This window comes from Pseudomonas sp. LB1P83, assembly GCF_054897885.1.
Window position 1 is genome coordinate 3,189,480 of sequence record NZ_CM142709.1, and the last position, 21,974, is coordinate 3,211,453.

The 21,974-nt window shown below is 60.3% G+C and carries 21 protein-coding genes; 10 read left to right on the forward strand and 11 right to left on the reverse strand.

Annotated elements, in window-relative coordinates; all coding sequences use genetic code 11:
• Positions 1-84: 84 nt before the first annotated feature.
• From gspD to gspG, 5 genes are read right to left on the reverse strand one after another with little or no spacing between them, the layout of a single operon-like run.
• Positions 85-2,466: a type II secretion system secretin GspD gene (gspD, locus tag ACYZTY_RS14590; protein WP_461959101.1), complete on the reverse strand. Its 2,382-nt coding sequence runs from the start codon at positions 2,464-2,466 to the stop codon at positions 85-87.
• On the reverse strand, positions 2,463-3,020 hold the full coding sequence (gene gspM / locus ACYZTY_RS14595; protein WP_461959102.1) for a type II secretion system protein GspM: 558 nt from the start codon (positions 3,018-3,020) through the stop codon (positions 2,463-2,465). Before gspM ends, gspD begins: the two co-directional genes overlap by 4 nt.
• Positions 3,013-4,182: a type II secretion system protein GspL gene (gene gspL, locus ACYZTY_RS14600; protein ID WP_461959103.1), complete on the reverse strand. Its 1,170-nt coding sequence runs from the start codon at positions 4,180-4,182 to the stop codon at positions 3,013-3,015. Before gspL ends, gspM begins: the two co-directional genes overlap by 8 nt.
• Positions 4,179-5,165 (reverse strand): type II secretion system minor pseudopilin GspK, encoded by a 987-nt coding sequence (gene gspK, locus ACYZTY_RS14605; protein ID WP_461959104.1) that lies wholly within the window; start codon positions 5,163-5,165, stop codon positions 4,179-4,181. The genes gspL and gspK overlap by 4 nt, the downstream gene beginning before the upstream one ends.
• 8 nt (positions 5,166-5,173) lie before the next feature.
• Positions 5,174-5,632, reverse strand: a complete 459-nt coding sequence (gspG, locus tag ACYZTY_RS14610; RefSeq protein ID WP_461959105.1) for a type II secretion system major pseudopilin GspG — start codon at positions 5,630-5,632, stop codon at positions 5,174-5,176.
• Between the two features lie 147 nt (positions 5,633-5,779).
• Here gspG and gspI point away from each other — a divergent pair, with 147 nt between their 5' ends.
• On the forward strand, positions 5,780-6,160 hold the full coding sequence (gspI, locus tag ACYZTY_RS14615; protein ID WP_461959106.1) for a type II secretion system minor pseudopilin GspI: 381 nt from the start codon (positions 5,780-5,782) through the stop codon (positions 6,158-6,160).
• 31 nt (positions 6,161-6,191) lie between these two features.
• On the opposite strand, the gene ACYZTY_RS14620 is transcribed toward gspI, so the two are convergent.
• Positions 6,192-6,623 (reverse strand): type II secretion system protein N, encoded by a 432-nt coding sequence (locus tag ACYZTY_RS14620; protein WP_461959107.1) that lies wholly within the window; start codon positions 6,621-6,623, stop codon positions 6,192-6,194.
• 120 nt (positions 6,624-6,743) lie between these two features.
• Between ACYZTY_RS14620 and gspH the strand changes: the two genes are divergently transcribed.
• Positions 6,744-7,196, forward strand: coding sequence for a type II secretion system minor pseudopilin GspH (gspH, locus tag ACYZTY_RS14625; RefSeq protein WP_461959108.1), 453 nt, complete (start codon positions 6,744-6,746; stop codon positions 7,194-7,196).
• On the forward strand, positions 7,193-7,801 hold the full coding sequence (locus ACYZTY_RS14630; protein ID WP_461959109.1) for a PulJ/GspJ family protein: 609 nt from the start codon (positions 7,193-7,195) through the stop codon (positions 7,799-7,801). The genes gspH and ACYZTY_RS14630 overlap by 4 nt, the downstream gene beginning before the upstream one ends.
• 165 nt (positions 7,802-7,966) lie before the next feature.
• Here the strand turns inward: ACYZTY_RS14630 and ACYZTY_RS14635 are convergent, their stop codons facing one another.
• The 3 genes from ACYZTY_RS14635 to ACYZTY_RS14645 are packed head-to-tail and all read right to left on the reverse strand — an operon-like array spanning position 7,967 to position 10,209.
• Positions 7,967-8,893: a FecR family protein gene (locus ACYZTY_RS14635; RefSeq protein ID WP_461959110.1), complete on the reverse strand. Its 927-nt coding sequence runs from the start codon at positions 8,891-8,893 to the stop codon at positions 7,967-7,969.
• Positions 8,894-8,944: 51 nt separating this feature from the next.
• Positions 8,945-9,490, reverse strand: a complete 546-nt coding sequence (locus tag ACYZTY_RS14640; protein WP_461959111.1) for an RNA polymerase sigma factor — start codon at positions 9,488-9,490, stop codon at positions 8,945-8,947.
• Positions 9,487-10,209, reverse strand: coding sequence for an STN domain-containing protein (locus tag ACYZTY_RS14645; protein ID WP_461959112.1), 723 nt, complete (start codon positions 10,207-10,209; stop codon positions 9,487-9,489). Before ACYZTY_RS14645 ends, ACYZTY_RS14640 begins: the two co-directional genes overlap by 4 nt.
• A gap of 152 nt (positions 10,210-10,361) precedes the next feature.
• Here ACYZTY_RS14645 and ACYZTY_RS14650 point away from each other — a divergent pair, with 152 nt between their 5' ends.
• Positions 10,362-10,709 (forward strand): hypothetical protein, encoded by a 348-nt coding sequence (locus ACYZTY_RS14650; RefSeq protein WP_461959113.1) that lies wholly within the window; start codon positions 10,362-10,364, stop codon positions 10,707-10,709.
• Here ACYZTY_RS14650 and ACYZTY_RS14655 read toward each other — a convergent pair whose 3' ends face one another.
• Positions 10,710-11,150 (reverse strand): carboxymuconolactone decarboxylase family protein, encoded by a 441-nt coding sequence (locus ACYZTY_RS14655; RefSeq protein WP_461959114.1) that lies wholly within the window; start codon positions 11,148-11,150, stop codon positions 10,710-10,712.
• A gap of 206 nt (positions 11,151-11,356) precedes the next feature.
• Between ACYZTY_RS14655 and pdxR the strand changes: the two genes are divergently transcribed.
• The 4 genes from pdxR (at position 11,357) to ACYZTY_RS14675 (ending at position 14,823) form a co-directional block, all read left to right on the forward strand.
• The gene (gene pdxR / locus ACYZTY_RS14660) at positions 11,357-12,790 is read left to right on the forward strand and encodes a MocR-like pyridoxine biosynthesis transcription factor PdxR (RefSeq protein WP_461959115.1); all 1,434 of its coding nucleotides are present in this window, start codon (positions 11,357-11,359) and stop codon (positions 12,788-12,790) included.
• A gap of 123 nt (positions 12,791-12,913) precedes the next feature.
• Positions 12,914-13,207, forward strand: coding sequence for an antibiotic biosynthesis monooxygenase family protein (locus ACYZTY_RS14665; protein WP_461959116.1), 294 nt, complete (start codon positions 12,914-12,916; stop codon positions 13,205-13,207).
• 266 nt (positions 13,208-13,473) lie between these two features.
• Complete coding sequence (locus ACYZTY_RS14670) at positions 13,474-13,887, forward strand: cupin domain-containing protein (RefSeq protein WP_461959117.1); 414 nt, start codon at positions 13,474-13,476, stop codon at positions 13,885-13,887.
• Between the two features lie 225 nt (positions 13,888-14,112).
• Entirely contained in the window at positions 14,113-14,823 is a 711-nt protein-coding gene (locus tag ACYZTY_RS14675; RefSeq protein ID WP_461959118.1) for an ATPase, read from the forward strand.
• Positions 14,824-14,984: 161 nt separating this feature from the next.
• On the opposite strand, the gene ACYZTY_RS14680 is transcribed toward ACYZTY_RS14675, so the two are convergent.
• On the reverse strand, positions 14,985-19,886 hold the full coding sequence (locus tag ACYZTY_RS14680) for an NAD-glutamate dehydrogenase (protein ID WP_461959119.1): 4,902 nt from the start codon (positions 19,884-19,886) through the stop codon (positions 14,985-14,987).
• A gap of 503 nt (positions 19,887-20,389) precedes the next feature.
• Here ACYZTY_RS14680 and ACYZTY_RS14685 point away from each other — a divergent pair.
• Entirely contained in the window at positions 20,390-20,743 is a 354-nt protein-coding gene (locus ACYZTY_RS14685; protein ID WP_461959120.1) for a hypothetical protein, read from the forward strand.
• A gap of 270 nt (positions 20,744-21,013) precedes the next feature.
• On the forward strand, positions 21,014-21,973 hold the full coding sequence (locus ACYZTY_RS14690; protein WP_008150800.1) for an AAA family ATPase: 960 nt from the start codon (positions 21,014-21,016) through the stop codon (positions 21,971-21,973).
• Position 21,974: the final 1 nt, after the last annotated feature.

The window sequence follows — 21,974 nt, forward strand, 5'->3', positions numbered from 1 at the left end:
AACGAACTGCTGGGGCCGCTTCGCAGCCCAACGGGGATAAATCCCCTCGCCACATGGCGCCAGCTGCTACTGGGGGCGGCGTGTTCATTGGATCGGCACCGCACGAATGGTCGCCCGGGGTTGCGTGGCGGAGGCCGGCACAGCAGCGGGAACACCCTGCGCCGTCGTCGGTAACTGCGGTGCCTGCATATCCGGCATCGCCCAGCTGCGCTCAGGTTGCAGCCCACCCTGGGCGCGGCGCATGAAGTCATAACGGTTAAGGGTGATGCTGCGCCCCGCCGCGCTGTCGCGAATGATGTACGGCCGCAGGAACACCATCAGGTTGGTCTTGGTGATTGCCCGGCGCTCGTTGCGAAACAGTGCGCCGATCCCGGGAATGGTCGAGAGCCACGGCACGGCGTCGTTGCTCTGACTATAACCATCCTGCAGCAGGCCACCGAGCACCATGATCTGCCCGTCATCGAGCAGGATGCTGGTATCAATCGCGCGTTTGTTGGTGACAATGCCCGCCGCTGTCGCACTGTTTGAGGCTCGCTCATCGATGCTGCTGACTTCCTGGTAAATATCGAGCTTGACGGTGCCGCCCTCGGAAATCTGCGGGCGGACGTTGAGCTTCAGACCAACCTCTTCGCGGGTCACCGTCTGGAACGGATTATTGCTGGTGCCACCACCGCCGGTGACGTAGCTGCCGCTGACAAACGGAATGGTCTGGCCGACAAAAATACTCGCGGCTTCGTTGTCGAGGGTCAGCAGGTTCGGCGTCGACAGCACGTTGGTGCCGCCCTTGCTCTTCAAGGCGCGGGCGAGGACTTTGAGGTCGAGGATCTTGCCGATGCCGGGCACGTCGACCGTGCCGTTTACCAACCCGAGATTCAGGCCTTGGGGCAGCACGTCGATACTGGTCTTGCCATTGAGGTTGATCCCCGTGCCACCCAGATTGGCACCGCCAATGACACCGCTGCCGCCCAGATTGCCGGTCTGCCATTGCACACCGAATTCGCTGGCATCGTCCTCACCGACTTCGACGATCAGGCTCTCGATCACCACTTGTGCGCGACGCTGGTCGAGCATATCGATCACCTCGCGCAGGTTGCGATACACCGGGTCCGGAGCCGAAATCAGCAAGGTGTTGGTGGTTGCATCGGCCTGAATGGTCACGCCACCGGCACTGAAAGCGACGCTCTGATCATTCTGCTGGCCGCTCCCCGCCTGAGCCCCGGAGGCAGCGCCGCCCTGGCCGTAACCATTGCCGCTGGTGGAAGCCCCCGACAGTGGGGTTTGTGTCCCGGTGCTGCTGGCGTTGCCACCTTGTCCGTTCTGCCCGCCATTGGTGCTGCTGCCCATCGCGCTGAGTACCGAGCGCGCACCGTCGCTGCTGCCACTGTCGCTTTCACCGGTAAGCAAGCCGCGCAAGGCCTGAGCCAGTTTCGCCGCCTGAGCATTACGCAGGTACACCACGTGCAGATTGCTCGGGTTGCTTTGCGCATTGTCGAGTTTGTAGATCAGGTTGCGCGCCAGCTCGGTGCGTTCCGGGCTGCCGGCACGGATGATGATCGAGTTGGAGCGCGGGTCACCGATCACCGAAATCTTCTGCGTCGGGTCGTTGCCCGGGGCCTCCAGCAAGTCCGAGACCATGCCGGCAATGTCTGCGGCGATACCGTTCTGGATCTGCACCACGTCGGTGTCAATGGCACTCGGCGTGTCGATACCCTGGATCAGCTGCGCCACCCGCGTCAGGTTCTCGGCGTAATCGGTCACCACGATGGTGTTGTTGCCGGGATAGGCATTGATCGGGTTGTTCGGTGAAACGATCGGGCGCAGCACCGGTATCAGGTTCACCGCGTTTTCGTACTGCAGGCGAAAGGTGCGGGTCAGCATACCGTTGGCAGCCGGTTTGTCGGCGCTGTAAATCGGCCCGCCAAGCAACTTGGCGTCGGCCTCCGGCACCACGTGGGAAACGCCGCCGACATCGACCACGCTGAAGCCCTGCATGCGTAATGTCGACAGCAACATGTCGTAGGCCTGATGCGCCGGCACCTCACCTTCAGAGACCAGGGTCAGGTTGCCCTTGACTCGGGGATCGACCAGAAACTGGCGCCCGGTAGAGCGGGACAATGCACGAATCACCGCCGGGATATCGACGTCGACGAAATTCAGCGTCACCGGTTGATTGCCCAGCGGATTGCTCGCCGACGCAGCGCCCGCCGGCGCCGGGTTGCTGCGCCCCGGCGTGGTGATTTTATGCAACACCCCCGGTGGCTGCTTGAGCTGCGCCTGGAGCCGCTGGCGCTCCGCCAAGGGATCGTCGTTGCGCTGGGTTTCGGCCAATGGGCGTCCTAACTCGCTGTCCACCAGTAACGGGGGTTGCGGCGAAGTTGCAGTGTTGCTGCACGCTCCCAGCGCCAGCAACAAAAACGGCGCAGCCTTGCGGCAATGGCGCACATACAGAGAACCTGACCACTTCATGAAGCTTCCTTAGCGCCGAGCGCCTGATTCATGCGAACGGTTCCAGACAGAGTGCCTGCCGTGTCATTGGGCAGAGGATCGCCTGCGCGCTGCAAACGAACCTCCACCACCTCGAGCAAAAATTGTCGGGGATTGCCCAGCAGCCAACCGATCACGGCATCCGCTGGCGCTGCTTCGAACGTCAGGTGCCAGGCCTGTGGCGTGGCCGTCTCCGGCGGCTGTAACTGGTAGTGCCCGGCCATGCCGCTGGCGTCGAGGTTCTGGCGCAGTGACAGTTCGAGACTTTGTCCGTCAACCGGACGCGCCACTTCACGCAACAGCACCTCAAGCGTTTCGGTCTGAGTGCGTAACTTCGGGGTTTCGGCTTGCCAGTAATCGATCTTTTTCAGCGCTGGCTGAATCAGTAGAAGCCAGCTCGCCAAGCCTGCCAGCACCACCGCCGTGCTGCCCACCATGCGTTTCTCACGCAAGGCCAGGCCCTGCCACAACTGGCGGGTCCGGCTGTTGAAGTGCTGCCAGCGGGCGCGATATTTCGCGAAGGACGGCTTACTCATCGTCGGCTCCGGAGGCGGTGTCGGGGGTTGCGGTAGTGCTGGCTGGACGCAGGGTCCAGCCTTCGTCGGTGGCAATGACGTCGATGCCGGCCTGAGTCAGCGCGGTTTGCCACGGCTGGTGAGCCGGACTTTTGCGTGTATCGGCCAACAGGCTCAGTTGTAATTCACCGTTTTCAAACACCAGGCCTTGAACGCTGCCCGCCATCAAAGGCATGCCGCTGCCGGCCTGCAATACCAGGCTGGCAAAGCGCTGGGTCGGTTCAGTCGCGGCACCGCTGTGGCGCGCAGCCAATTGCTGACGGGCTTGTTGCAGCGGGTTGAGGATCACTGGCAACTCTGGAAAGGCCTGCTTTACCCGCTGATTCATCTGCGTCTTTAATTGTTGCCCTTGCGCCGCTTCACGGGCGGCGTACAGGTTCAAGCCCAGGGTCCAGACCGCCACCGCGACTGCACAGAAAATGGCGGCTCGGCCCCAACCCGGTTGACTGCCTGTGCGTTGAGAAATCCCGCCGTGTATGCCCCAACCGGGCAAGGCACCGGTCCAGCGCTGCTCGGCCGGTAGCTGAGTGACGGTCGCATCCGCCAGCGTGTCGCCAACCCACCGCACGCCATCACCGGCCTCCAGCAACACATCGCTCAGCGCTTCATCCATTGCCGGATGCACCACCACGTGTTGAAGGCTGTAACGCACCATCAGGTGACCGTCACGGACACTCGCCACGGGGCCGTCCATCACGGGTAGACAATAGGCCGCCGAGTACACCCCGCGCAGGGTCAACCGCGCCGTTCGCAGCAGTTGACCAAAGCGGGTCAGCCACTCACGGGACAGCCATGCAATATGCACCCGGCCCTGTTCATCCCTTGGGCTATGGGCGATGTGCATCTGCTCGCACGCCCCGAGGATCAACGCCTGCGCCGCACATTGCACCGCCGCGACGGTCTTGCTGGCGGACAGGATCGGTAAATCGATACTCGCTAAAAGGCTGTCCTGCGGGTGCAGAAAAAACGCAATCGGCGGGGTCTTGCCGCCCTGGCCCAATTGCAACAACGTACTTTGCCCCTCACGAGTCAACTGCCCCTGACGGTCCAGCCAGGCGAACTGCAGCGGGCTGTCCAGAGTCAGGTCGGCCAGCGGGGGCAAGGCAACGCGCAGCTGACTCATACGCCCACCCGTGACCAGATCACCTGGGGTAAACGGTCTTCGTTGCGATGGAGCAAGGCGTCGAGGCTGACCCGACGCTGAGCGCTGCGAACCTTGCCGCGCAAACGGAACCAGTCACTGGTGATGCCGACTTTAAGGGTCGTGACTTCAAGTTGCGGCATGCGCAGTCGGTTGACGAAATCACCACGATTGATAAACCACTGGCCGCCGTCACGCTCAGCGATCAACGCGGTCGCGCGCTGGATCGACAGGCCCGGCACATAGGCGGCCAGCACCGGTGCGCTGGCGGTATTGCCATTGAGCCAGGTGTTAGCCGGCAAAACCGTAAGGTAAGGCGCCATTTTTGCCAGAAGCGCCGGGTCCATCCCTTCGACACTGATCAAGTCATCAAGGCTGCGCAGCATGGGACGGGTGGGCAATTGCGGTTTCCGCGCGGCATTGGGCGAAGTATCGCGGCCACTGTCAAAGGCGCTTTTGGAAGGTGCCTTGTCGGCCAGCTCAGGATTCAACAATCGCGGATACGAAGCGATAACCCGCTGGATGATGCGCTGACTCAGGCCCGCATTGATCCCGATCGACTGACACAGACGCTGGAAATTCGCCAATTGCTCTTCATCGACCCGCTCATTGGCGATCAGATTGCGCAGGTTGAATTTGCCCTGCTCGTCTTCCAGCCGGCCTTCGAACGGCAAGTCGCGGGCGTCGTAGCGCGGCATCAGCACAGGTTGCGCCCACGGCTGATCGAGTCGCGTCAACGGGTCACGCTGGCGGGCCTCCCACAGTAACTGTCGGCTGATTTCGATGCCGCCCTGCAGCACCCAAGCGCCCTGCACCCTTGACTGTTCGGCCTCAAGGCTGCGGGTAAACACGGTTTGCCGGGTGAGCATGCCACCGGCGATCACCGCCACCACCGCCGCGATCAACAAGGCGCTGATGATCGCCATGCCGCGCTGCTTCGCCGCTGTCAGCGAATACGCTTTCATGGTCGCGCTTACAGCTGCCAGGAGCCGATATCGGCATTCACGCCCTCGCCATCGGGCTGGCCGTCGGCACCGAGAGAGAAGATATCGACTTCGCCGTTCGCACCCGGATTCAGGTAGTTGTAAGGCCGGCCCCAAGGGTCATTGGGTAACCGCTCCAGGTACGAACGCCAGTTGCTGTTCTTGGCATCCGCCGGCTTTTCCACCAACACTTTCAGCCCCTGAGTCATGTTGGGATAAGTGCCGTGGTCGAGGCGATACAACTTCAAGGCTTGCATCAGCCCGCCAATGTCTTGCTTGGCGGCCGTGGCCCGTGCCTGGTCCGGGCGGTCCAGCACCTTGGGCACCACCATTGCCGCCAGAATCCCGAGAATAACCACCACCACCATGATCTCGATCAGGGTGAAGCCTTGTTGCCCGCGAGGCAGACGGGGCTTGTGATCCAGCAACTTGAAGTGCGCGATATCCATCTCGACATTCCCTGGCTTGATTCGATTCGACGCGCAGTGTTGCAAGAAGATATGTCAGTGATGTTGAAAATTCACGGGAGCTTTGGTCGTCAAGCGGTCAAGCCCGGGCGCTACTGTAAAGCGCTGTCCAGACCGCTCGAGAACCCGATGCGCAGCCCTCCCCGACAAGCCGGTTTTACTTTGATTGAAGTGCTGGTGGCGCTGGCGATCATCGCCGTCGCGATGTCCGCCGCCGTGCGGGTATCCGGGTTGATGACCCAGAGCAATGGCATGTTGCGCGACAAATCGATCGCGCTGCTGGCGGCGCAGAGTCGTATGGCCGAACTGCGACTGGAAGGCCGATTGCCGCTGGGCGCGAAAGCGATGGAATGCGATCAGGGAAGGCTGTTGTTGCGCTGTGAGCAGGCGATTGGCAACGCGCAAAATGGCCGCTTGCTACGGGTCGACCTGCAAGTGTTCGACCGCAGTCGTGATGCGCCGCCACTGGCGCGGCTCGACACCCTGTTGAGCCGGCCGCCAACGAAATGAGCCCGCAACGCGGCCTTCCAGGGAGTGGGGACTACGGTTGGGTCAACACGGGCAGCAACGGTGACACTGCCAGCTTGCCGAGCAGCAGGCGGGTTCGCTCGGTGCCGCGTTCGATCACCACGGCGTCACCCTCGATGGCCACGACTTTCACCCCTTGGCTCACGCGCTCGCCCACCAGAAAGCTGCGGGGCGGGCCGTCGTTGAGGCTGAGGATGGCCACGGCCCCACGGCTCCCCGCCAGCACACCGCTGACTTTGATATCAGTGGCTGCCGGCTGGTTGGAAAACCATTGCAGTGCCGGGTTATCGGTGCGTGGGGCGAGCAGTTGCGGGGCGGCGTCCGGGGTTCTGGATTCGGCGGACGTGAGCAGCAGCGATGACCAGGTGACAACGCCGGCTAATGCGGCGAGCAAGGCAATGGCCTGGACACACTGGGCCGGTGAAAACCGATCGGTAAACAACATGGGCTGAATCTCCTTTTAGTCCCTGCTCAGAGCCTACAGCGCAATTCTCACGTTTTTATTTCACACGCCCATCATCTTCAACCGTCAGGATAAAAAACGACGCAAAGGAGCGCGCAGTTGATGAATGGTTTCAAACAACAGGGCTTCACGCTGATCGAGTTGATGGTGGTGCTGGTGATCATCGGCATCGCCAGCGCGGCCATCAGCCTGAGCATCAAACCGGACCCGCTGCATTTATTGCGCAAGGATGCCGAGCGTGTCGCGCAACTGCTGCAAGTGGCGCAGGCCGAAGCGCGCAGCGATGGCCGAGCGATCACCTGGCTGGCCGACGCCAAGGGTTATCACTTCAGTCGGCGCAACGACAGCGACAAAGGCTTCGACCATTTCAAGAGCGACCCACAACTGCACCCTCGTCCCTGGCAGACGCCCGGGCTGAAAGTGCGCGTGGCGTCCAGGCAAAAAGTCGTGCTGAACGCAGAATGGATCAACCCGCCTTTGCAGGTGACGCTGTCGGACGGCCTCAACAGCATCAGTGTGCAACGCAGCGCTGCCGGTCAAGTGAGTGTCCAATGAAGGCCCAACAAGGTTTTACCCTGATCGAAGTCATGGTGGCGATCATGCTGATGGCGGTCGTCAGCCTGATCGCCTGGCGGGGCCTGGACAGCGTCACCCGGGCCGACGCGCATTTACAGGCCAGCACCGGACAAACCGAAGCCCTGCTGCGCGCGTTGAACCAGATGGAGCGCGATGTGGCGATGCGCGCCAGCATCGAATTGACCGAGCCGGTGCAGCCCGGTGTCGATAATGAGCCTTCCAGCGCGCCTGCGGCATTGACCGTGCGCAGCACCGACGGCAAGGGTTTTCGCCTGGACGTGATTCGCGTCTCAGCTGACGGTAATGGTGCGTTGCAGCGGGTCCGCTGGTGGCTCAAGGGCGACACGCTGTATCGGGCGCAAGCACCCTCGCGCACTCAGTACCCGCTACCGGCACCCACCGGGGGCGTGGCGGTGCTTAATGAGGTGAGTGAGGCGGCTTTGCGGGTCTGGGAGGCCGACAAGGGTTGGCGCAAACTCAGTGGTAACCGCATGGAAGATCCGTTGGGGATCGAGATCAGCCTGACGCGGCAAACGCCTCAGGGGATCGAAAAATATCGGCAGGTGATGGGGCCTTTGGAGTAAGTCTGACAGACCGCGTCATCGTTCTTCGTCGGAACGCCGCCCGGAGCCGGCTCGCTCCCAAATGGATCTGTCGCATACCCGAATCCCTATTCACCGAAGACCCAATGTGGGAGCGAGCCTGCTCGCGATGACGTCAGTCGAAACACCTTCTGCCCCAGCCAGCCATCAGCTGAGCACCACCACCCCACCCGGCAATTCGGTGCACTTGACTCCGTAAGCATCACGAATCAACAACGCCACTCCCGCCAGTTGATCGAGGCTGAAGCGTGCCTGTACTTTGCGTTTGCCCAGTTCGCTGTTGAGCAGCAGCAACATGCCGGGGCGGTAGCGGTTGATCTCATCGATGACCGTCGACAACGTGGCATCGTTGAACACCAGCACTTGTTGACGCCAGGCAACCACCGCCAAGGTGTCGACCGTTTGCGGCGCGCTGACGTGCTGCACGTCATAGGTCAGTTGTTGACCTGCCTCCAGGCGAATGCTGCGCCCCAGAACATCCACCTGCAACGCGCCGTCCAGGCAAGTGACGCACACGCTCTGGTCGGTGTTGCGCAGATTGAACCGGGCCTGACTGGCACTCAACCACCCTGCCCCGGCCTGCATGTTCAGCGTCGCGGGGGTTCGCGCCTGGACTTCGACTTCGCCGCTGAGCAACACCAGTTGGCGACGGCCATCGGCACTGTCGCGCTGGTTGATGCGTGTCTGAGTGTTGAGCTCCAGGCTCACGCCATCTGCCAGATCCACACGGCGTTGCTCGCCGACTTCGGTGATGTAATCGGCTCCCAGCCCGGAGAAGCCCCCGGGCACGGTGGCGCGAATCAGAAAAAATGCCGCAGAGGCCGCGATCGCCCCACCGAGAAATGCCCGTCGGCCAAAATGGCGCGGGCTCTGCAAGCGCTCGGTGGCAGGCTGCAATTGCTGCCACAGCCGCTTGCTTTGCTCAAACGCACGGGCATGCTCGGGGCTCTGTGCGCACCACTGACGCAAGGCCCGGGCATCGGCGACGGTCGCCCGACCCGAGGTCAACAGGATCAACCAGTCCATGGCTTCGCTTTGCAGCGGATCCTGGGGTGTCGCCTCAGGAGATGACATATGGAAGATTTTCAAGCGCGGCGATACTCACGAATTATCTGGACTCTTCTATCAAGACGGTTTTCCCGCGCCGGGACCGAACCGCTGAACCACTTTTCTTTCAAGGCGTGCGGCGCAGTGGCCCAAAGCGGCTTTGATTTCCTTCTCGACCATTCGCGTGGAAATCCCGAAACGCCGGGAGATTTCCAGGTGCGGAGCCTCTTCCAGGCGTGCGGCGATGAAGATTTTGCGTCGGCGCGCCGGCAGCTCATACAACGCGTTGAGCAAAGACTGGATTTCTCGCTGGCCGCCCACCACCCGTGCCGGGTCGAGCGCTTCGTCCGAGATGTGCAGCAACTCTTCCACTTCGCTGCCGGTCAGCAACCGGGCATCCGACTGGCGCCTGTCTGCCGCGATGTTCAGCGCCATGCGATAGAGGTAGGCATTAGGCTGGGCGATGTTCGGCGGTGTTTCCATGCGGTCGACCCGCAAATAGGTCTCGTGCAGGACGTCATTGGCCAGATCCTCCGACCCCAGGCGCCGGCGCAGGCGCACCTTGAAATCGTCGTAGGACGTCAGGAACAGCCTGACCATCGAACTTTGTCCGGTGTCTTTCATCCCCCGGAAACTCCTTCCCATTGTGTGCATTCCATGCGTTTTCCTGACGATTGCGGTAGCAAAAGCAGCGTGACCGGCTGCCCCAGAGAACTGGGCGCCGGACGTTCGATGTTGAGGTCGCGTAAACTTTCCACCAACGCCGAATCGCGCTGGACATCACCTGTAGAACTGACAAGACGGCTGTGCTGCACCACGCCGTCACGGCCGATCCACAGTTGCAACAAGGCCCGAAAAGTCCCGGGCCGGGTCAGTGACGAGCGACACAGACTGCGTTCGATCGCTGCTTGAATCGCCGTGGCATAACTGCTGCCGGACAGCGCCGTAGTATGGGTGACCGTCTCTGCAAGCGTTGGCACGTCGGCGACCTGCGCCACTTGCAAGGTGAAGGCATCCGCTCGGGCATACCGAGCCATCAGGCCACTGCCACCGAGCATCCGGTTCAAGGCATCGGTCGCACTCAGGCGCCCTTTGACTGCAACGGAGCGACGACCGCGACTCAGCTGGCGATCCACCAGGACCGCCATGCCGGTTGCACGGCTGAACTGTTCAAGCGCGCTGGCCAGCTCCTGGGCCGGGATCTCCAGGTCCAGTATTGCGTGCGAATCAACCGTGCCGGCAGCCAATGCCGACGACGTCAGCCAAAACAGCAACGCCAGGCAAGCCTGGCGAAGGTGAATCGTTAAAGCCTGGCGCCCGTCCCTGGCTCTGCCTTGATGCACGGCTGACGTACCCCTGAAAACCGTCATCCTGAGGGCTGTATATGAATCTGATGTGACGGCCGGTGCAAAAAAACCATCACGAGCCGTCTGACCGCTTTGCATTAGACTCAGGCTCCAGAGCGGCCCGTTCGCGGCCGGCCAGGAGGCCTTCAATGAAACATGTATGGCGGGTGACAGCCGGCGTGCTGCTGATCAGCGCACTGACAGCGGTTCAAGCCGAGGAACCGTTGGGGTGCGTTGACGTTACGGTCGCCGGTTACAAGGCACCGGACTACAACTGCCTGAGCCAGCAAATGGGCGGCAACACCGATGGCGCGACGGCAGCAAAAAACAACCGGGAGGCCATGAATGTGCCGCTGAACAAACGGCCACCGAATCAAGTCGGCCTGGCGACCCCGGCCGCGACAAGTACGCGCATGGGCAATACGTTCGGTACGTCCGTGAAACCGCAACGGCCCGCGCCGGTCACCGGGACTTCGCCACTGCTCAACGCAAAGTGATCAGGTACTGGGCGTTTGCCGAAAACTCACCGCCAGGCGATTCCAGCTGTTAATGGTGGTGACCGCGATGGTCAAATCGACCATTTCGCTTTCGTTGAACTGCTCCCGGGCCAGGGCGTAGACGTCGTCCGGCACATGGCTTTCAGAGAGTAAGGTCACCGCTTCGGTCCAGGCCAGCGCCGCGCGTTCGCGAGGGTTGAAGAAGCCGCTGTCGCGCCACACCACAATCGAATACAGGCGCCGATCGGTCTCGCCGAGGCGCCGTGCGTCCACTGAATGCATGTCGGTGCAGAAGGCGCAGCCATTGAGTTGCGAGGCGCGGATCTTGATCAAATGCAGCAAGGCCGGCTCGATGCTGAGGTTGCTGGTCAAGGCTTCCATGGCAATCATCGCTTTCATCGCCTTGGGCGATGCGCTGTAGTAATCCAGGCGGGAACTCATGGGGCGACCCTCTTGGATCAAATAGAGACTTCCAAGTTAGGCGCTGATGCGCGGACGTTACAGATCCAATTCAGCGAAAAAGCCGTGGACCATTCGACAGCAGACCAATCCGGGATTTTTCGCCCACGCAACTTCTGCACGTCGGCTCATGCGGGTAATCTGGCGCGACGCACACGCGCCTCAATCGCCCCAGGAGCCTCGCCGGTATGGAACTTCATGTTGTCATCAACGGCCGCAAGGACCTGGCAGGCCAGTTGTACAACCAACTGCGCAGCGCCATTGAATCCGGTCGTCTGGCAGCCGGGACGCAATTGCCGCCCAGCCGTTTGCTGGCCGAACAACTGGGCATTTCGCGCAAGACCATTTCCGACACCTATGCACAACTGACCTACGAAAACTTCCTCACCGGGGTGATCGGCAAAGGCACTTACGTCAATGCCCGGACAGCCAAAGCTGCCCCCAAGCAAAGCCATTCACAGTTGGCGAGCTTTAAAGTGATCGAGTCCTGGCGCAACCTGCCGGTGTTTCTGCGTCACCCGACCCTGGAAGGCTCGTTACGCTACGACTTCATCGGTGGCGCGACCAGCAAAGGCCAGTTTCCGCAGGACGATTGGCGGCGCTGTACCTCCCACGCGTTGCGCCAGATAGCCGCTTCGAAGGGCTTCTACAGCCTGCCCGAAGGCCTTCCGGCACTGCGCAATGCTATCGCCCGGCATATCGCGTTTTCTCGCGGGGTCAATTGCCAGGACGAAGACGTGGTGGTGTGCAACGGCGCGCAACAGGCGCTGGACCTGATCTCCCGGGTTCTGACGCGTCCAGGCAGCATTGTCGCCATGGAAGACCCCGGCTATCCGCCGGCACGCTTATTGTTTGGCACCCACGGGGCCACGGTGATCGGGGTGCCGGTGGATGCTGAAGGGATTGAGGTGGATAAAATCCCTCTGGGCACCCGGCTGATTTACGTCACGCCGTCCCACCAGTTCCCGCTGGGCATGCCGATGAGTCAGGCGCGCCGGGTGGCACTGCTGGAGCGGGCCCATGAGTTGGGCGCGATCATCATCGAGGACGATTACGACAGCGAATTCCGCTACGAGGGCCGCCCTACCGATTCACTGCAAAGCATGGATGAGCGCGGCATCGTCGCCTACGTCGGGACTTTTTCGAAAACCATGTTGCCGGAGCTACGGCTCGGATATGCAGTTTTGCCGCCGGCGATTCTTGAAGCCGTGATCCGCGCCAAGCAGCTCACCGACCTGCACACCTCCACCCTGCCCCAATGGGCGCTGGCCAAATTCATCGCCGAAGGCTGCCTGCTCAAGCACATCCGGCGCTGCCATACGATCTATGCCGGGCGTCGCGAGCGGATCCTGACGCGCATGGCCGGCGACCTTTCACCCTGGCTCGAACCTGTGCCCACCACGGCCGGCTTCCACATGGTGGTTATGTGCAAAGTGCCTATCGATATTCCATTGGTGATCGAACTGGCCAAAAAAGTCGAAGTCGGGCTCTACGCGATCGACAGCTTTTTCTACCAGCAAACGCCGCGGGCCGGGCTTTTCCTGGGCTTTGGTGCCATCGAGACCCTGGACATCGACATCGCCCTGGACCGGCTGCGCGACATTTTGCAGCAGGTGGCCTGATCGATTGGTCTGCGGCTTTATCCGGCGATTGGCTATTGGCGGTCCCAAGGTGCAGGCCTATCCTGCATAGGCGTTATCCCTCAGTGAGCAGGATTCGTCCGGCCTGATTCAGGAGTGTGAGCAATGTCCAACGAAGTGATCAATACCGTACAGGTTCAGGCCGCCGCCGGCCGCTCGGAAGAACTGGGTAAGCAACTGCAAAAGATTGTCGACACCCTGCGTCAACAACCGGGCTGTGATTCCTATATGGTCGACCGCTGCCCAGAGGACAGCAACCGCTGGACCGTCAGCGCCCACTGGCAATCGGAAGCGGCCATGCAATCGCATTTCAACTGCCCTGAAGTACAAGGCTTTATTGGCCTGATCGACAAACAATTGGCGAACGCCGTGGACTTCAACAGCTTCCCGATTCGCTGAACCCCTGTAGCAGCTGTCGAGCAGCGCGAGGCTGCGTTCGGCTGCGGAGCAGTCGTAAACCCGGCGCACGCGGTACTCATGACACACCGCGCGACCTGATTTTACGACTGCTTCGCAGCCGAACGCAGCCTCGCGCTGCTCGGCAGCTGCTACAAAAATCCCGGGGCTGGATTGGTCCCCTCACCTTCACGAATATTGGCTGTTTGATTGGCTTCACCTGCGGACTATCGTTGGTTCTGACAACTAACCACCGCAGGTAAAGAACCATGAAAGCTTTGCGTTTCCTTGCTGCTCCGCTAGTCGCCCTTGCCCTGACCGTTTCAGCGGCCGCCATTGCTCACGAAGGCCCTTCAGAGAAAGTCACGGTTTTGCAGGATGAAGCGCTGAAAAACGTGCCCGGCAAAAAAGCCATGATGATCGAGGTCGACTACAAGCCCGGCCAATCCTCGATTGCCCATAAACATGAAGGCACTGCCATGGCGTACGTCCTTTCAGGCTCGATCATTTCTCAAGTGAAGGGCGAGAAAGCGATCACCTACAAGACTGGACAATATTGGTACGAACCGGCTGGTTCGGAACACTTGGTCTCGAAAAACGCCAGCGCAACCAAGCCTGCCAAACTGTTGGTGTTCATGGTTTTGTCCCCGGACGAGAAAGTGTTGATCCCATTGGAAAACTGATAGCTGAACGGATAGCCATAAATAAAACGGGCCGAATCAACCTTTTGGGGCTTTTTATTTCCCGATGCAATTACCGGTCATGTTTTAAACCCAATTAAACTATTGGCCACTCAATAAGCGCAGTGATGGCTATTTCATTCAGCGGCGACAGGTTTAGTCTGGAAACACGCCGGACAACCCGGCACTACAACTTTGCGACTCAAGTTGTTTCACTGGAGAAACACCATGAAACTTGCGCTTGTCAGTACATTAACAATAACCGTTCTATTGACGGGCTGCTCGGTTCCCACCGCGCCCAAAGCGGTGTCTTCGCTGGACGGCCTCTTTACTGAGCCGGTTGGCCGCAGCAGTGCCACGCAGGTTCCCAATGGCGGCCATGTTTCGTTGGGTATCGTCTACAGCCGCAACACCCAGGCCAACCGCGCCTACCTGCAGCACTATCAGGCCAACGCCGGCACCGGTTTCGGCCAAAGTCTGCTGGTGCAGCCGATCCACGACGCCTACGTGGCCACCTCCCGACCAGACCATGCGGTGGATTGGGTCAAGGCATCCTTGCAACGCCAGTTTGGCTCGGTAACGGTGTACCCGGACATGCAAAGCCTCAGAGCGGCGAAGCCGGACGTGGTCGCCATCGTCGACACCCGCAGCCAGTTGATGACGTCGCGCAGTTCGGATATCGAGGCGAATGTGAGTGCGGAGTTCTATGACGCGAACTTCAATTACATTGGCACTGCACAAGGACATGATGCGAGAGCGCTGAGTCCGGTATGGGCCGATTACAAACGCAGTGAAGAGATAGTGGCGGATATTAATGAACAACAGAATGTGCAAGTTCGGGCACTGCAGAAGTTTGACCAGTCGCTCAGTAATTTATTGACCAGACCGACAGATAAAGTGTCGATGATCGATAATTCAACAAGCACTAAGTTGTACTGAGGCGAATGCCCTCATCGCGAGCAGGCTCACTCCCACATTGGAATGCATTTCAAATGTAGGAGTGAGCCTGCTCGCGATGAGGCCCGACCAGACAACACAAAACCTCCAGGCAAAAAAAACCCCGCATCTCTCAATGCGGGGCTTTTTCATTCATCGCCTGATCAGGCAGCCGGTTCCAGCTCGGCAGCTGCAGTGACAGGTGCAGGCACTACCGCTTGCCCACTCAACGCCAGATCCAGCAACTCACGGTTGGCCACCGCATACATCGCGTAGTCAGTGCCGCTCGCCGCACGGATCTCGACCAGCATGGCGCGCCAGCGTTCGATCATGCCTTTGTGCTCTTCCATCCACAGCGCCAGGCGTGTTTCCACGTCCTGGGTGCCGTCGCCCTGTTGCAGGACCGAGATGGTAATCGCACGTTGCTGCCAGTCGACGTCATCACGGAACGCTTCACGGGCCAGGGCCTGCCAGTTGTTTTCAACCGGCAGAGCGCTGATCTGTTGCAGGTACCAGGTGATGTCCAGCGCGCTGCCCACGGCGAAGTAAGCCTTGGCCACGTCCGCAGGGTTCTGGCCGGTCACGTCGGAAGCCTCGATGATCGGCAGCAGCGTGTACAGGTGCGAAGTGCCAGCCACCATGCGCGCGAGCAACTCCGGCACACCGGCTTCGACGTACGCCTCATAGCGGGCCTGCCAGTTCTCGTGGATCTCGCCGCTCAGCAGTTCGTCGAGCTTGAGACCCAACTCCTTCAGATGCGGGCCGAAATGCGCGACGTCACGGGCAGCGTTCTGCTCGTTGCGACGGGCACGCAAGAACCAGCGTGTGGCGCGACGGCCCAGACGCATCAGCTCGTCCATCAGCTCCAGTTGTACGTCGGCGGAAACCTGGTAATCCAGGGCTTCGATCTGACGGAACCAGTGCGGGAGGTGGAAGATGTCACGCACGATCACATAAGCGCCAGCCACGTTCGCCGGGCTCATGCCGGTCGACTCTTTGAGTCGTTGAACGAAGGTGATGCCCATGTGGTTGACCAGATCGTTGGCGATCTGGGTGCTGACGATTTCGCGCTTCAGACGGTGACGGCGCATGGCTTCGGAGAACTTGCTCACCAGGCTCGGCGGGAAAGCGGTTTCCATGTCGCGCGTCAGGTAGTCGTCGTCCGGCACCTGGGAGTTGAGCAGCGCTTCCTTGAGGTCGATCTTGCTGTAGGAGATCAGCACCGACAGCTCGGCACGGGTCAGGCCGTGGCCTTCCGCGAGGCGTTCGTTGATCGCTTCTTCAGCCGGCAGGAACTCGATGGCGCGATCCAGCTTGCCGCGGCCTTCCAGATCGTTCATCAGGCGCTTGTATTCGGCAATCCGCACGAAAGCACGGCGTGCCGCCAGGGACAGGGCCTGAGTCTGCTTGTAGTTGTTGCCCAGCACCAGGTTGCCGACTTCGTCGGTCATGCTCGCCAGCAACTGGTTACGTTGCTTGTCGGTCATGTCACCGGCCTGAACCACTTCGTTCAGCAGGATCTTGATGTTCACTTCGTGGTCGGAGCAGTCCACGCCACCGGCGTTGTCGATGAAGTCGGTGTTGGAACCGCCGCCATTGAGACCGAATTCGACACGACCCAGTTGGGTCATACCGAGGTTACCGCCCTCGCCCACGACTTTGCAGCGCAGTTCGTTGCCGTTCACGCGCAGTGCATCGTTGGCCTTGTCGCCGACATCGGCGTGGCTTTCGCTGCTGGCTTTGACGTAAGTACCGATACCGCCGTTCCACAACAGGTCTACCGGCGCCTTGAGCAAGGCATTCAGCAGTTCGGTCGGGGTCAGCTTGTCAGCCTGAATGTCGAAACGCTCTTTCATCTGCGGGGAAATCGCGATGCTTTTCGCGCTACGGGAGAAGATCCCGCCGCCTTCGGACATGATGCTGGTGTCGTAATCCGACCACGCCGAACGCGGCAGGTCGAACAGGCGCTGACGCTCGGCGAAGCTGTTGGCAGGCTCCGGGTTCGGGTCGATGAAGATGTGCAGGTGGTTGAACGCGGCAACCAGTTGCAGCGTCTCCGACATCAACAGACCGTTACCGAATACGTCACCGGCCATGTCGCCGACACCGACCACGGTGATGCTGTCTTTCTGCACATTGATGCCGCGTTCGCGGAAGTGACGTTGAACGCCAACCCACGCGCCCTTGGCGGTGATGCCCATCTTCTTGTGGTCATAACCGGCCGAGCCGCCCGATGCGAATGCATCGCCGAGCCAGAAGCCGTAGTCGATGGCGATACCGTTGGCGATGTCGGAGAAGGTTGCAGTGCCCTTGTCCGCAGCGACCACCAGGTACGGGTCATCGTCGTCATGACGCACGACGTTGGCCGGTGGAACGAGCGCGCCGTCTTTCAGGTTGTCGGTGATGTCCAACAGGCCCGAAATGAAGATGCGGTAGCAGGCGATGCCCTCGGCCGCAATCTCGTCACGGTTGCCGCCCAGCGGCAGGCGACGCGGCAGGAAGCCGCCTTTGGCGCCCACTGGCACGATGACCGAGTTCTTCACTTGCTGGGCTTTTACCAGGCCCAGGACTTCGGTACGGAAGTCTTCTTCACGGTCAGACCAGCGCAGACCGCCGCGAGCAACGTTGCCGAAGCGCAGGTGCACGCCTTCGACGCGTGGCGAGTAAACGAAGATTTCGAACTTCGGTACTGGCTTCGGCAGCTCGGGAATCTGGTGCGGGTTGAACTTGAAGCTGAAGTAGGACTTGTTCTTGCCGTTCGCATCGGTCTGGTAGAAGTTGGTCCGCAACGTGGCCTTGATCAGGTCCAGGTAGCGACGCAGGATGCGGTCTTCGTTGAGCACCTGGACTTCGTCCAGCGCGGCAATGATCGCGTGTTCCAGGCGTTGCTGCTTGTCTTCCAGATCGTCGCCGGTCAGCTTGCGCGCCAGGTAGAAACGGGTCTTGAACAACCGGGTCAACTCGCGAGCGATGTCGGTGTGGTTGTTCAGGGTGCTGGCGATGTAACCCAGGTCGAAGCCCAGACGAATCTGCTTCATGTAACGGGCGTAGGCGCGCAGCAGCGCAACATCGCGCCATGGCAGGCCGGCGGTCAGCACCAGACGGTTGAACGCATCGTTCTCGGCATCGCCACGCACGATGTGGACGAACGCGTCCTGCAAGGTGTCGTTGAGTTGCTGGATGTCGAGTTCCAGGCCTTCGGCAGCAGTGAACGCGAAATCGTGAATCCAGAACTCGCGGCCGTTGTTGTGACGCAGGCGATACGGGAATTCACCCAAAACGCGCAGACCGAGGTTTTCCAGGATCGGCAACACATCGGACAGTGCCAGCGGTGTATCAGCGTGATACAGCTTGCAGTGCAGTTCGCGTTGACCGGACACCTGACCCAGTGGCTGATAGAAGCTCATCACCAGTGGATTTTTTTCGGTCAGGCTCAGCAAGTGCTGCATGTCGACCACCGCCGAATGCGCGGCGAAGCGCTCGCGGTACCCGGCAGGGAAGCCTTTCGGGAAATCGGCCAGCACGTTGGTGCCGCTCGCCTCACCGAAGCTTTCAACCGTCAGGCTCGCGTAATCGTCCTGCCAGCTGCGGCAGGCTTGAACCACTTCTTTTTCCAGCAGAACCGGATCGATGTCGAGACGGTTCTTCGGATCGACGCGCAGGATCAGTTGCACGCGAGCCAGCACGGACTCGGAGAAGAAGGTCCAGAACTCGCAATCCGAGGCTTTCAGGCGATCCATCAGCACTTGCTGGATCTTCTGGCGCACTTCGGTGGAGTAGATGTCACGCGGCACGTAGGCCAGGCAGTAGCAGAAACGGCCGTACGGGTCTTTGCGCAGGAACACGCGAATCTTGTTGCGTTCCTGGATCTGCACAATCGACATCACGGTGCTGAACAGCTCGTCCACCGGGGTCTGGAACAGATCGTCGCGCGGCAGCACTTCGACTACTTGTGCCAGTTCCTTGCCAAGGTGAGCCTTGGGCTGGAAGCCGGAACGGCGTTCGATTTCTTCGACCTTGCGGCGGATGTACGGAATGACCCGCACGCTCTCGCCATACACCGAGGAGGTGTACAGGCCCATGAAACGGCATTCCTTGATGACTTTGCCGTCGGCATCGATTTCACGGATCGACACGTAATCCGGGTAGGCCGGACGGTGTACACGGCTTGGGTGTGCAGCCTTGGCGAACGACAACAGGGTCGGTTCGCGCAGGTAGTTCACGGCGTAGTCTTCGATGCGCAGGTCATCGTAGGTCAGGCCGGTGCGCAGCAGTTTGGTCAGACCGAGGAAGGAATCCTGGTCGTAGACGATGTGACCACCGTCGACTTCATCGCGAACCACGAATTCTTCATAGCCCAGGAACGTGAAGTGGTTACCCACCAGCCATTCCAGGAAGCTTTTGATTTCGGCTTTTTCTTCAGGATCGACGGCAAACTGGCTGCTGTCCAGGTGGCTCAGGATTTCCTGGACCTTGGCTTTCATCGGTTCAAAATCGGTGACCGCAACGCGGACTTCACCGAGAACCTGCTCCAGCTCTTTGGCCAGGACATTGAGCTCGGCCGCGTTGGCGCAACGGTCGATTTCCAGGTACATCAGCGATTCTTGCAGGATCCCTTCGCCCTGGGTGCCCTTCGGCAGGATTTCCAGCAGCTCGCCCTTGCTGCCGCGACGCACGCTCAGCACAGTGGTTTGCAGGGTATGAATGCTGTAACCGCGACGGTTCAGCTCGGTACGCACCGAGTCCACCAGAAATGGCAGGTCGTGGTGCAGCACTTCGACCGCGGTGTGGGTCGACTGCCAGCCGTGGCGTTCGTAATCCGGGTTGTAGACGCGCACTTGCGGTTGCGCGTGATCGAAGCGCTCAAGCAGGCGCCACGCAGAAAGGGTGCAGCCGGCGAGGTCGGACAACCGACGCTGGGTCAGCTCGTCCAGGGAAATGATGCCGAAAAATTGTTCAGCGAACAGCGCCACTTGTGGCAGTGCCTGTTCACTGATGTGCTGGGCCAGTGCCGCTTGCAGTTGGTGCTGGAAGTCGGCTTTGCTGGCTGCGGTGAAGAACGCCATCTGTGGTACTCCGCTTGGGCTTGTTATTGATGGAAGCGTCGCGTGCAAAACCCCTTTCGGGGCGATCCGTCACCCTGTTCCTGATTCTCGGGCAGAGGAAACAGGATGACAGGTGGGTGAAGCTGGACGAGACACTCAGGTCACATTCACCTTCCATGAAGGGTTATCGGCAAAAACGCCTGTGCGATGAATTGCACAATGTCATTACAGATATCCACTCGATGCGCAGCTTAACGAGTGCGGCAAGGCCTGTGCTTGCGGCGCTGCGACATATTCGGTCATCGGTACGCAGCTCGCGTCATATGCCTCGAACAACACTAGCAGTCGTGCGGGAAAACGGGCGTTTTATCCCCGGTTTTACGGCACATCCGTACCAGAAATGACCAGCCACACGCCAAGTGTTCACGACATATCCTCTGACACTCAGGCGAGCAGAAATTCCCGAGGGCTGGCAGAATCGCCTTTTATTGCGTTCACAACGCTCGCCGAGCCAGGATTTTCCCATGCAAATGACCACCCCACTCTTGATCGTCAACCCGTGCGATGACGAAGAAGACAACATGGCCATGCTCTGCTGCCACAGCGAACAGGGCGACATGTTCCTGATGACCCGCTACCCGGACGAAGACGAGCTGGAAATCACCCTCGACGGCGAGCCTTCGACGCTTGACGGCGTGAAAGTGACCTTGACCCCTACCCGATTGCTGATTGAAATCGCGGCGGCGGATGCGGATGCGTTGAATGGAGATGATTCGCTGGAGATCATTCACAGTACCGATGCCGGCGATCTGGCGGAAGTTGAATTGACCCTGCAGAACATACTTAAAGGCACCGGCACCTATATAAGCGAGATTTGATGGCGTCTGAGCGGGCGCCTTCGCGGGCAAGCCTCGCTCCTACAGTTGATCGTCGTACACCGTCAATGTAGGAGTGAGCCTGCTCGCGATGGGGCCGGCACAGCCACCCAATCACTCCCCGGCTACAAATCTCCAACAATTTCCCCAACCATTTCCCACACTTTGCACAAAATGCCGTTAGTCGCCGCCCCCCGCGATGGATTAAAGTAACGCCCCCAGCCCTGGCGTTATTCGAACGTCTTCGGTCACCCTTTCCAGGAACAGTCATCGATGGAACATCGTGAAGCGCTGCTAGCGCTGCGAACCTTTCTTTCAACGCAGATTCTCGGCCAGGAAAAACTCATCGAGCGCTTGCTCATCGCCTTGCTCGCCGACGGCCACATGCTGGTCGAGGGCGCCCCGGGGCTTGCCAAAACCAAAGCCATCAAAGAGCTCGCCGAAGGCATCGAAGCCCAGTTCCATCGCATCCAGTTCACCCCCGACCTGCTGCCGGCCGACATTACCGGCACGGAAATCTATCGCCCGGAAACCGGCAGCTTCGTTTTCCAGCAAGGCCCGATCTTCCATAACCTGGTGCTGGCGGACGAAATCAACCGCGCCCCGGCCAAGGTTCAGTCCGCACTGCTTGAAGCCATGGGCGAACGCCAGGTCAGCGTCGGGCGCAGCACGTACGAGCTGTCGCCGCTGTTTCTGGTGATGGCCACGCAAAACCCGATCGAACAGGAAGGCACCTATCCGTTGCCTGAAGCCCAACTCGACCGCTTTCTGATGCACGTGAAAATCGGTTTCCCGGACGCCGCTGTTGAACGCCGGATCCTGCAACAGGCCCGTGGCGAAGCCCTGAACGGCGAAACCAAACCGGAGCGCCGGGTCAGCCAGCAGGCGATTTTCGCCGCGCGCAAGGAAATTCTCGGTTTGTACATGGCCGACGCCGTGGAGGAATACCTGGTGCAACTGGTCATGGCCACGCGCACCCCGGCCAAGTTCGACCCGGAAATGGCCGAATGGATCGCCTACGGCGCCAGTCCTCGCGGCTCGATTGCGCTCGATCGCTGCGCCCGGGCCCACGCCTGGCTGGCCGGTCGCGACTTCGTCAGCCCGGAAGACATTCAAGCGGTGCTGTTCGATGTGCTGCGTCACCGCATCATTCTTTCCTTTGAAGCCGAAGCCGCGGGCATTGACCAGGACCGGGTGGTCCAGCGGATTCTCGACGTCGTAGCCGTCGCTTGAC

What these genes read in the sequence shown, in the direction of transcription:
- gspM (WP_461959102.1), bottom strand. Translation starts at nt 3,020, where the DNA reads ATGAGTAAGCCGTCCTTCGCGAAATATCGCGCCCGCTGGCAGCACTTC.
- ACYZTY_RS14675 (WP_461959118.1), top strand. Translation starts at nt 14,113, where the DNA reads ATGAAACTTGCGCTTGTCAGTACATTAACAATAACCGTTCTATTGACG.
- ACYZTY_RS14635 (WP_461959110.1), bottom strand. Translation starts at nt 8,893, where the DNA reads ATGTCATCTCCTGAGGCGACACCCCAGGATCCGCTGCAAAGCGAAGCC.
- ACYZTY_RS14665 (WP_461959116.1), top strand. Translation starts at nt 12,914, where the DNA reads ATGTCCAACGAAGTGATCAATACCGTACAGGTTCAGGCCGCCGCCGGC.
- gspG (WP_461959105.1), bottom strand. Translation starts at nt 5,632, where the DNA reads ATGGATATCGCGCACTTCAAGTTGCTGGATCACAAGCCCCGTCTGCCT.
- gspL (WP_461959103.1), bottom strand. Translation starts at nt 4,182, where the DNA reads ATGAGTCAGCTGCGCGTTGCCTTGCCCCCGCTGGCCGACCTGACTCTG.
- ACYZTY_RS14640 (WP_461959111.1), bottom strand. Translation starts at nt 9,490, where the DNA reads ATGAAAGACACCGGACAAAGTTCGATGGTCAGGCTGTTCCTGACGTCC.
- ACYZTY_RS14630 (WP_461959109.1), top strand. Translation starts at nt 7,193, where the DNA reads ATGAAGGCCCAACAAGGTTTTACCCTGATCGAAGTCATGGTGGCGATC.
- ACYZTY_RS14670 (WP_461959117.1), top strand. Translation starts at nt 13,474, where the DNA reads ATGAAAGCTTTGCGTTTCCTTGCTGCTCCGCTAGTCGCCCTTGCCCTG.
- ACYZTY_RS14685 (WP_461959120.1), top strand. Translation starts at nt 20,390, where the DNA reads ATGCAAATGACCACCCCACTCTTGATCGTCAACCCGTGCGATGACGAA.
- gspI (WP_461959106.1), top strand. Translation starts at nt 5,780, where the DNA reads ATGCGCAGCCCTCCCCGACAAGCCGGTTTTACTTTGATTGAAGTGCTG.
- gspD (WP_461959101.1), bottom strand. Translation starts at nt 2,466, where the DNA reads ATGAAGTGGTCAGGTTCTCTGTATGTGCGCCATTGCCGCAAGGCTGCG.
- ACYZTY_RS14655 (WP_461959114.1), bottom strand. Translation starts at nt 11,150, where the DNA reads ATGAGTTCCCGCCTGGATTACTACAGCGCATCGCCCAAGGCGATGAAA.
- ACYZTY_RS14650 (WP_461959113.1), top strand. Translation starts at nt 10,362, where the DNA reads ATGAAACATGTATGGCGGGTGACAGCCGGCGTGCTGCTGATCAGCGCA.
- gspK (WP_461959104.1), bottom strand. Translation starts at nt 5,165, where the DNA reads ATGAAAGCGTATTCGCTGACAGCGGCGAAGCAGCGCGGCATGGCGATC.
- ACYZTY_RS14620 (WP_461959107.1), bottom strand. Translation starts at nt 6,623, where the DNA reads ATGTTGTTTACCGATCGGTTTTCACCGGCCCAGTGTGTCCAGGCCATT.
- ACYZTY_RS14690 (WP_008150800.1), top strand. Translation starts at nt 21,014, where the DNA reads ATGGAACATCGTGAAGCGCTGCTAGCGCTGCGAACCTTTCTTTCAACG.
- pdxR (WP_461959115.1), top strand. Translation starts at nt 11,357, where the DNA reads ATGGAACTTCATGTTGTCATCAACGGCCGCAAGGACCTGGCAGGCCAG.
- gspH (WP_461959108.1), top strand. Translation starts at nt 6,744, where the DNA reads ATGAATGGTTTCAAACAACAGGGCTTCACGCTGATCGAGTTGATGGTG.
- ACYZTY_RS14680 (WP_461959119.1), bottom strand. Translation starts at nt 19,886, where the DNA reads ATGGCGTTCTTCACCGCAGCCAGCAAAGCCGACTTCCAGCACCAACTG.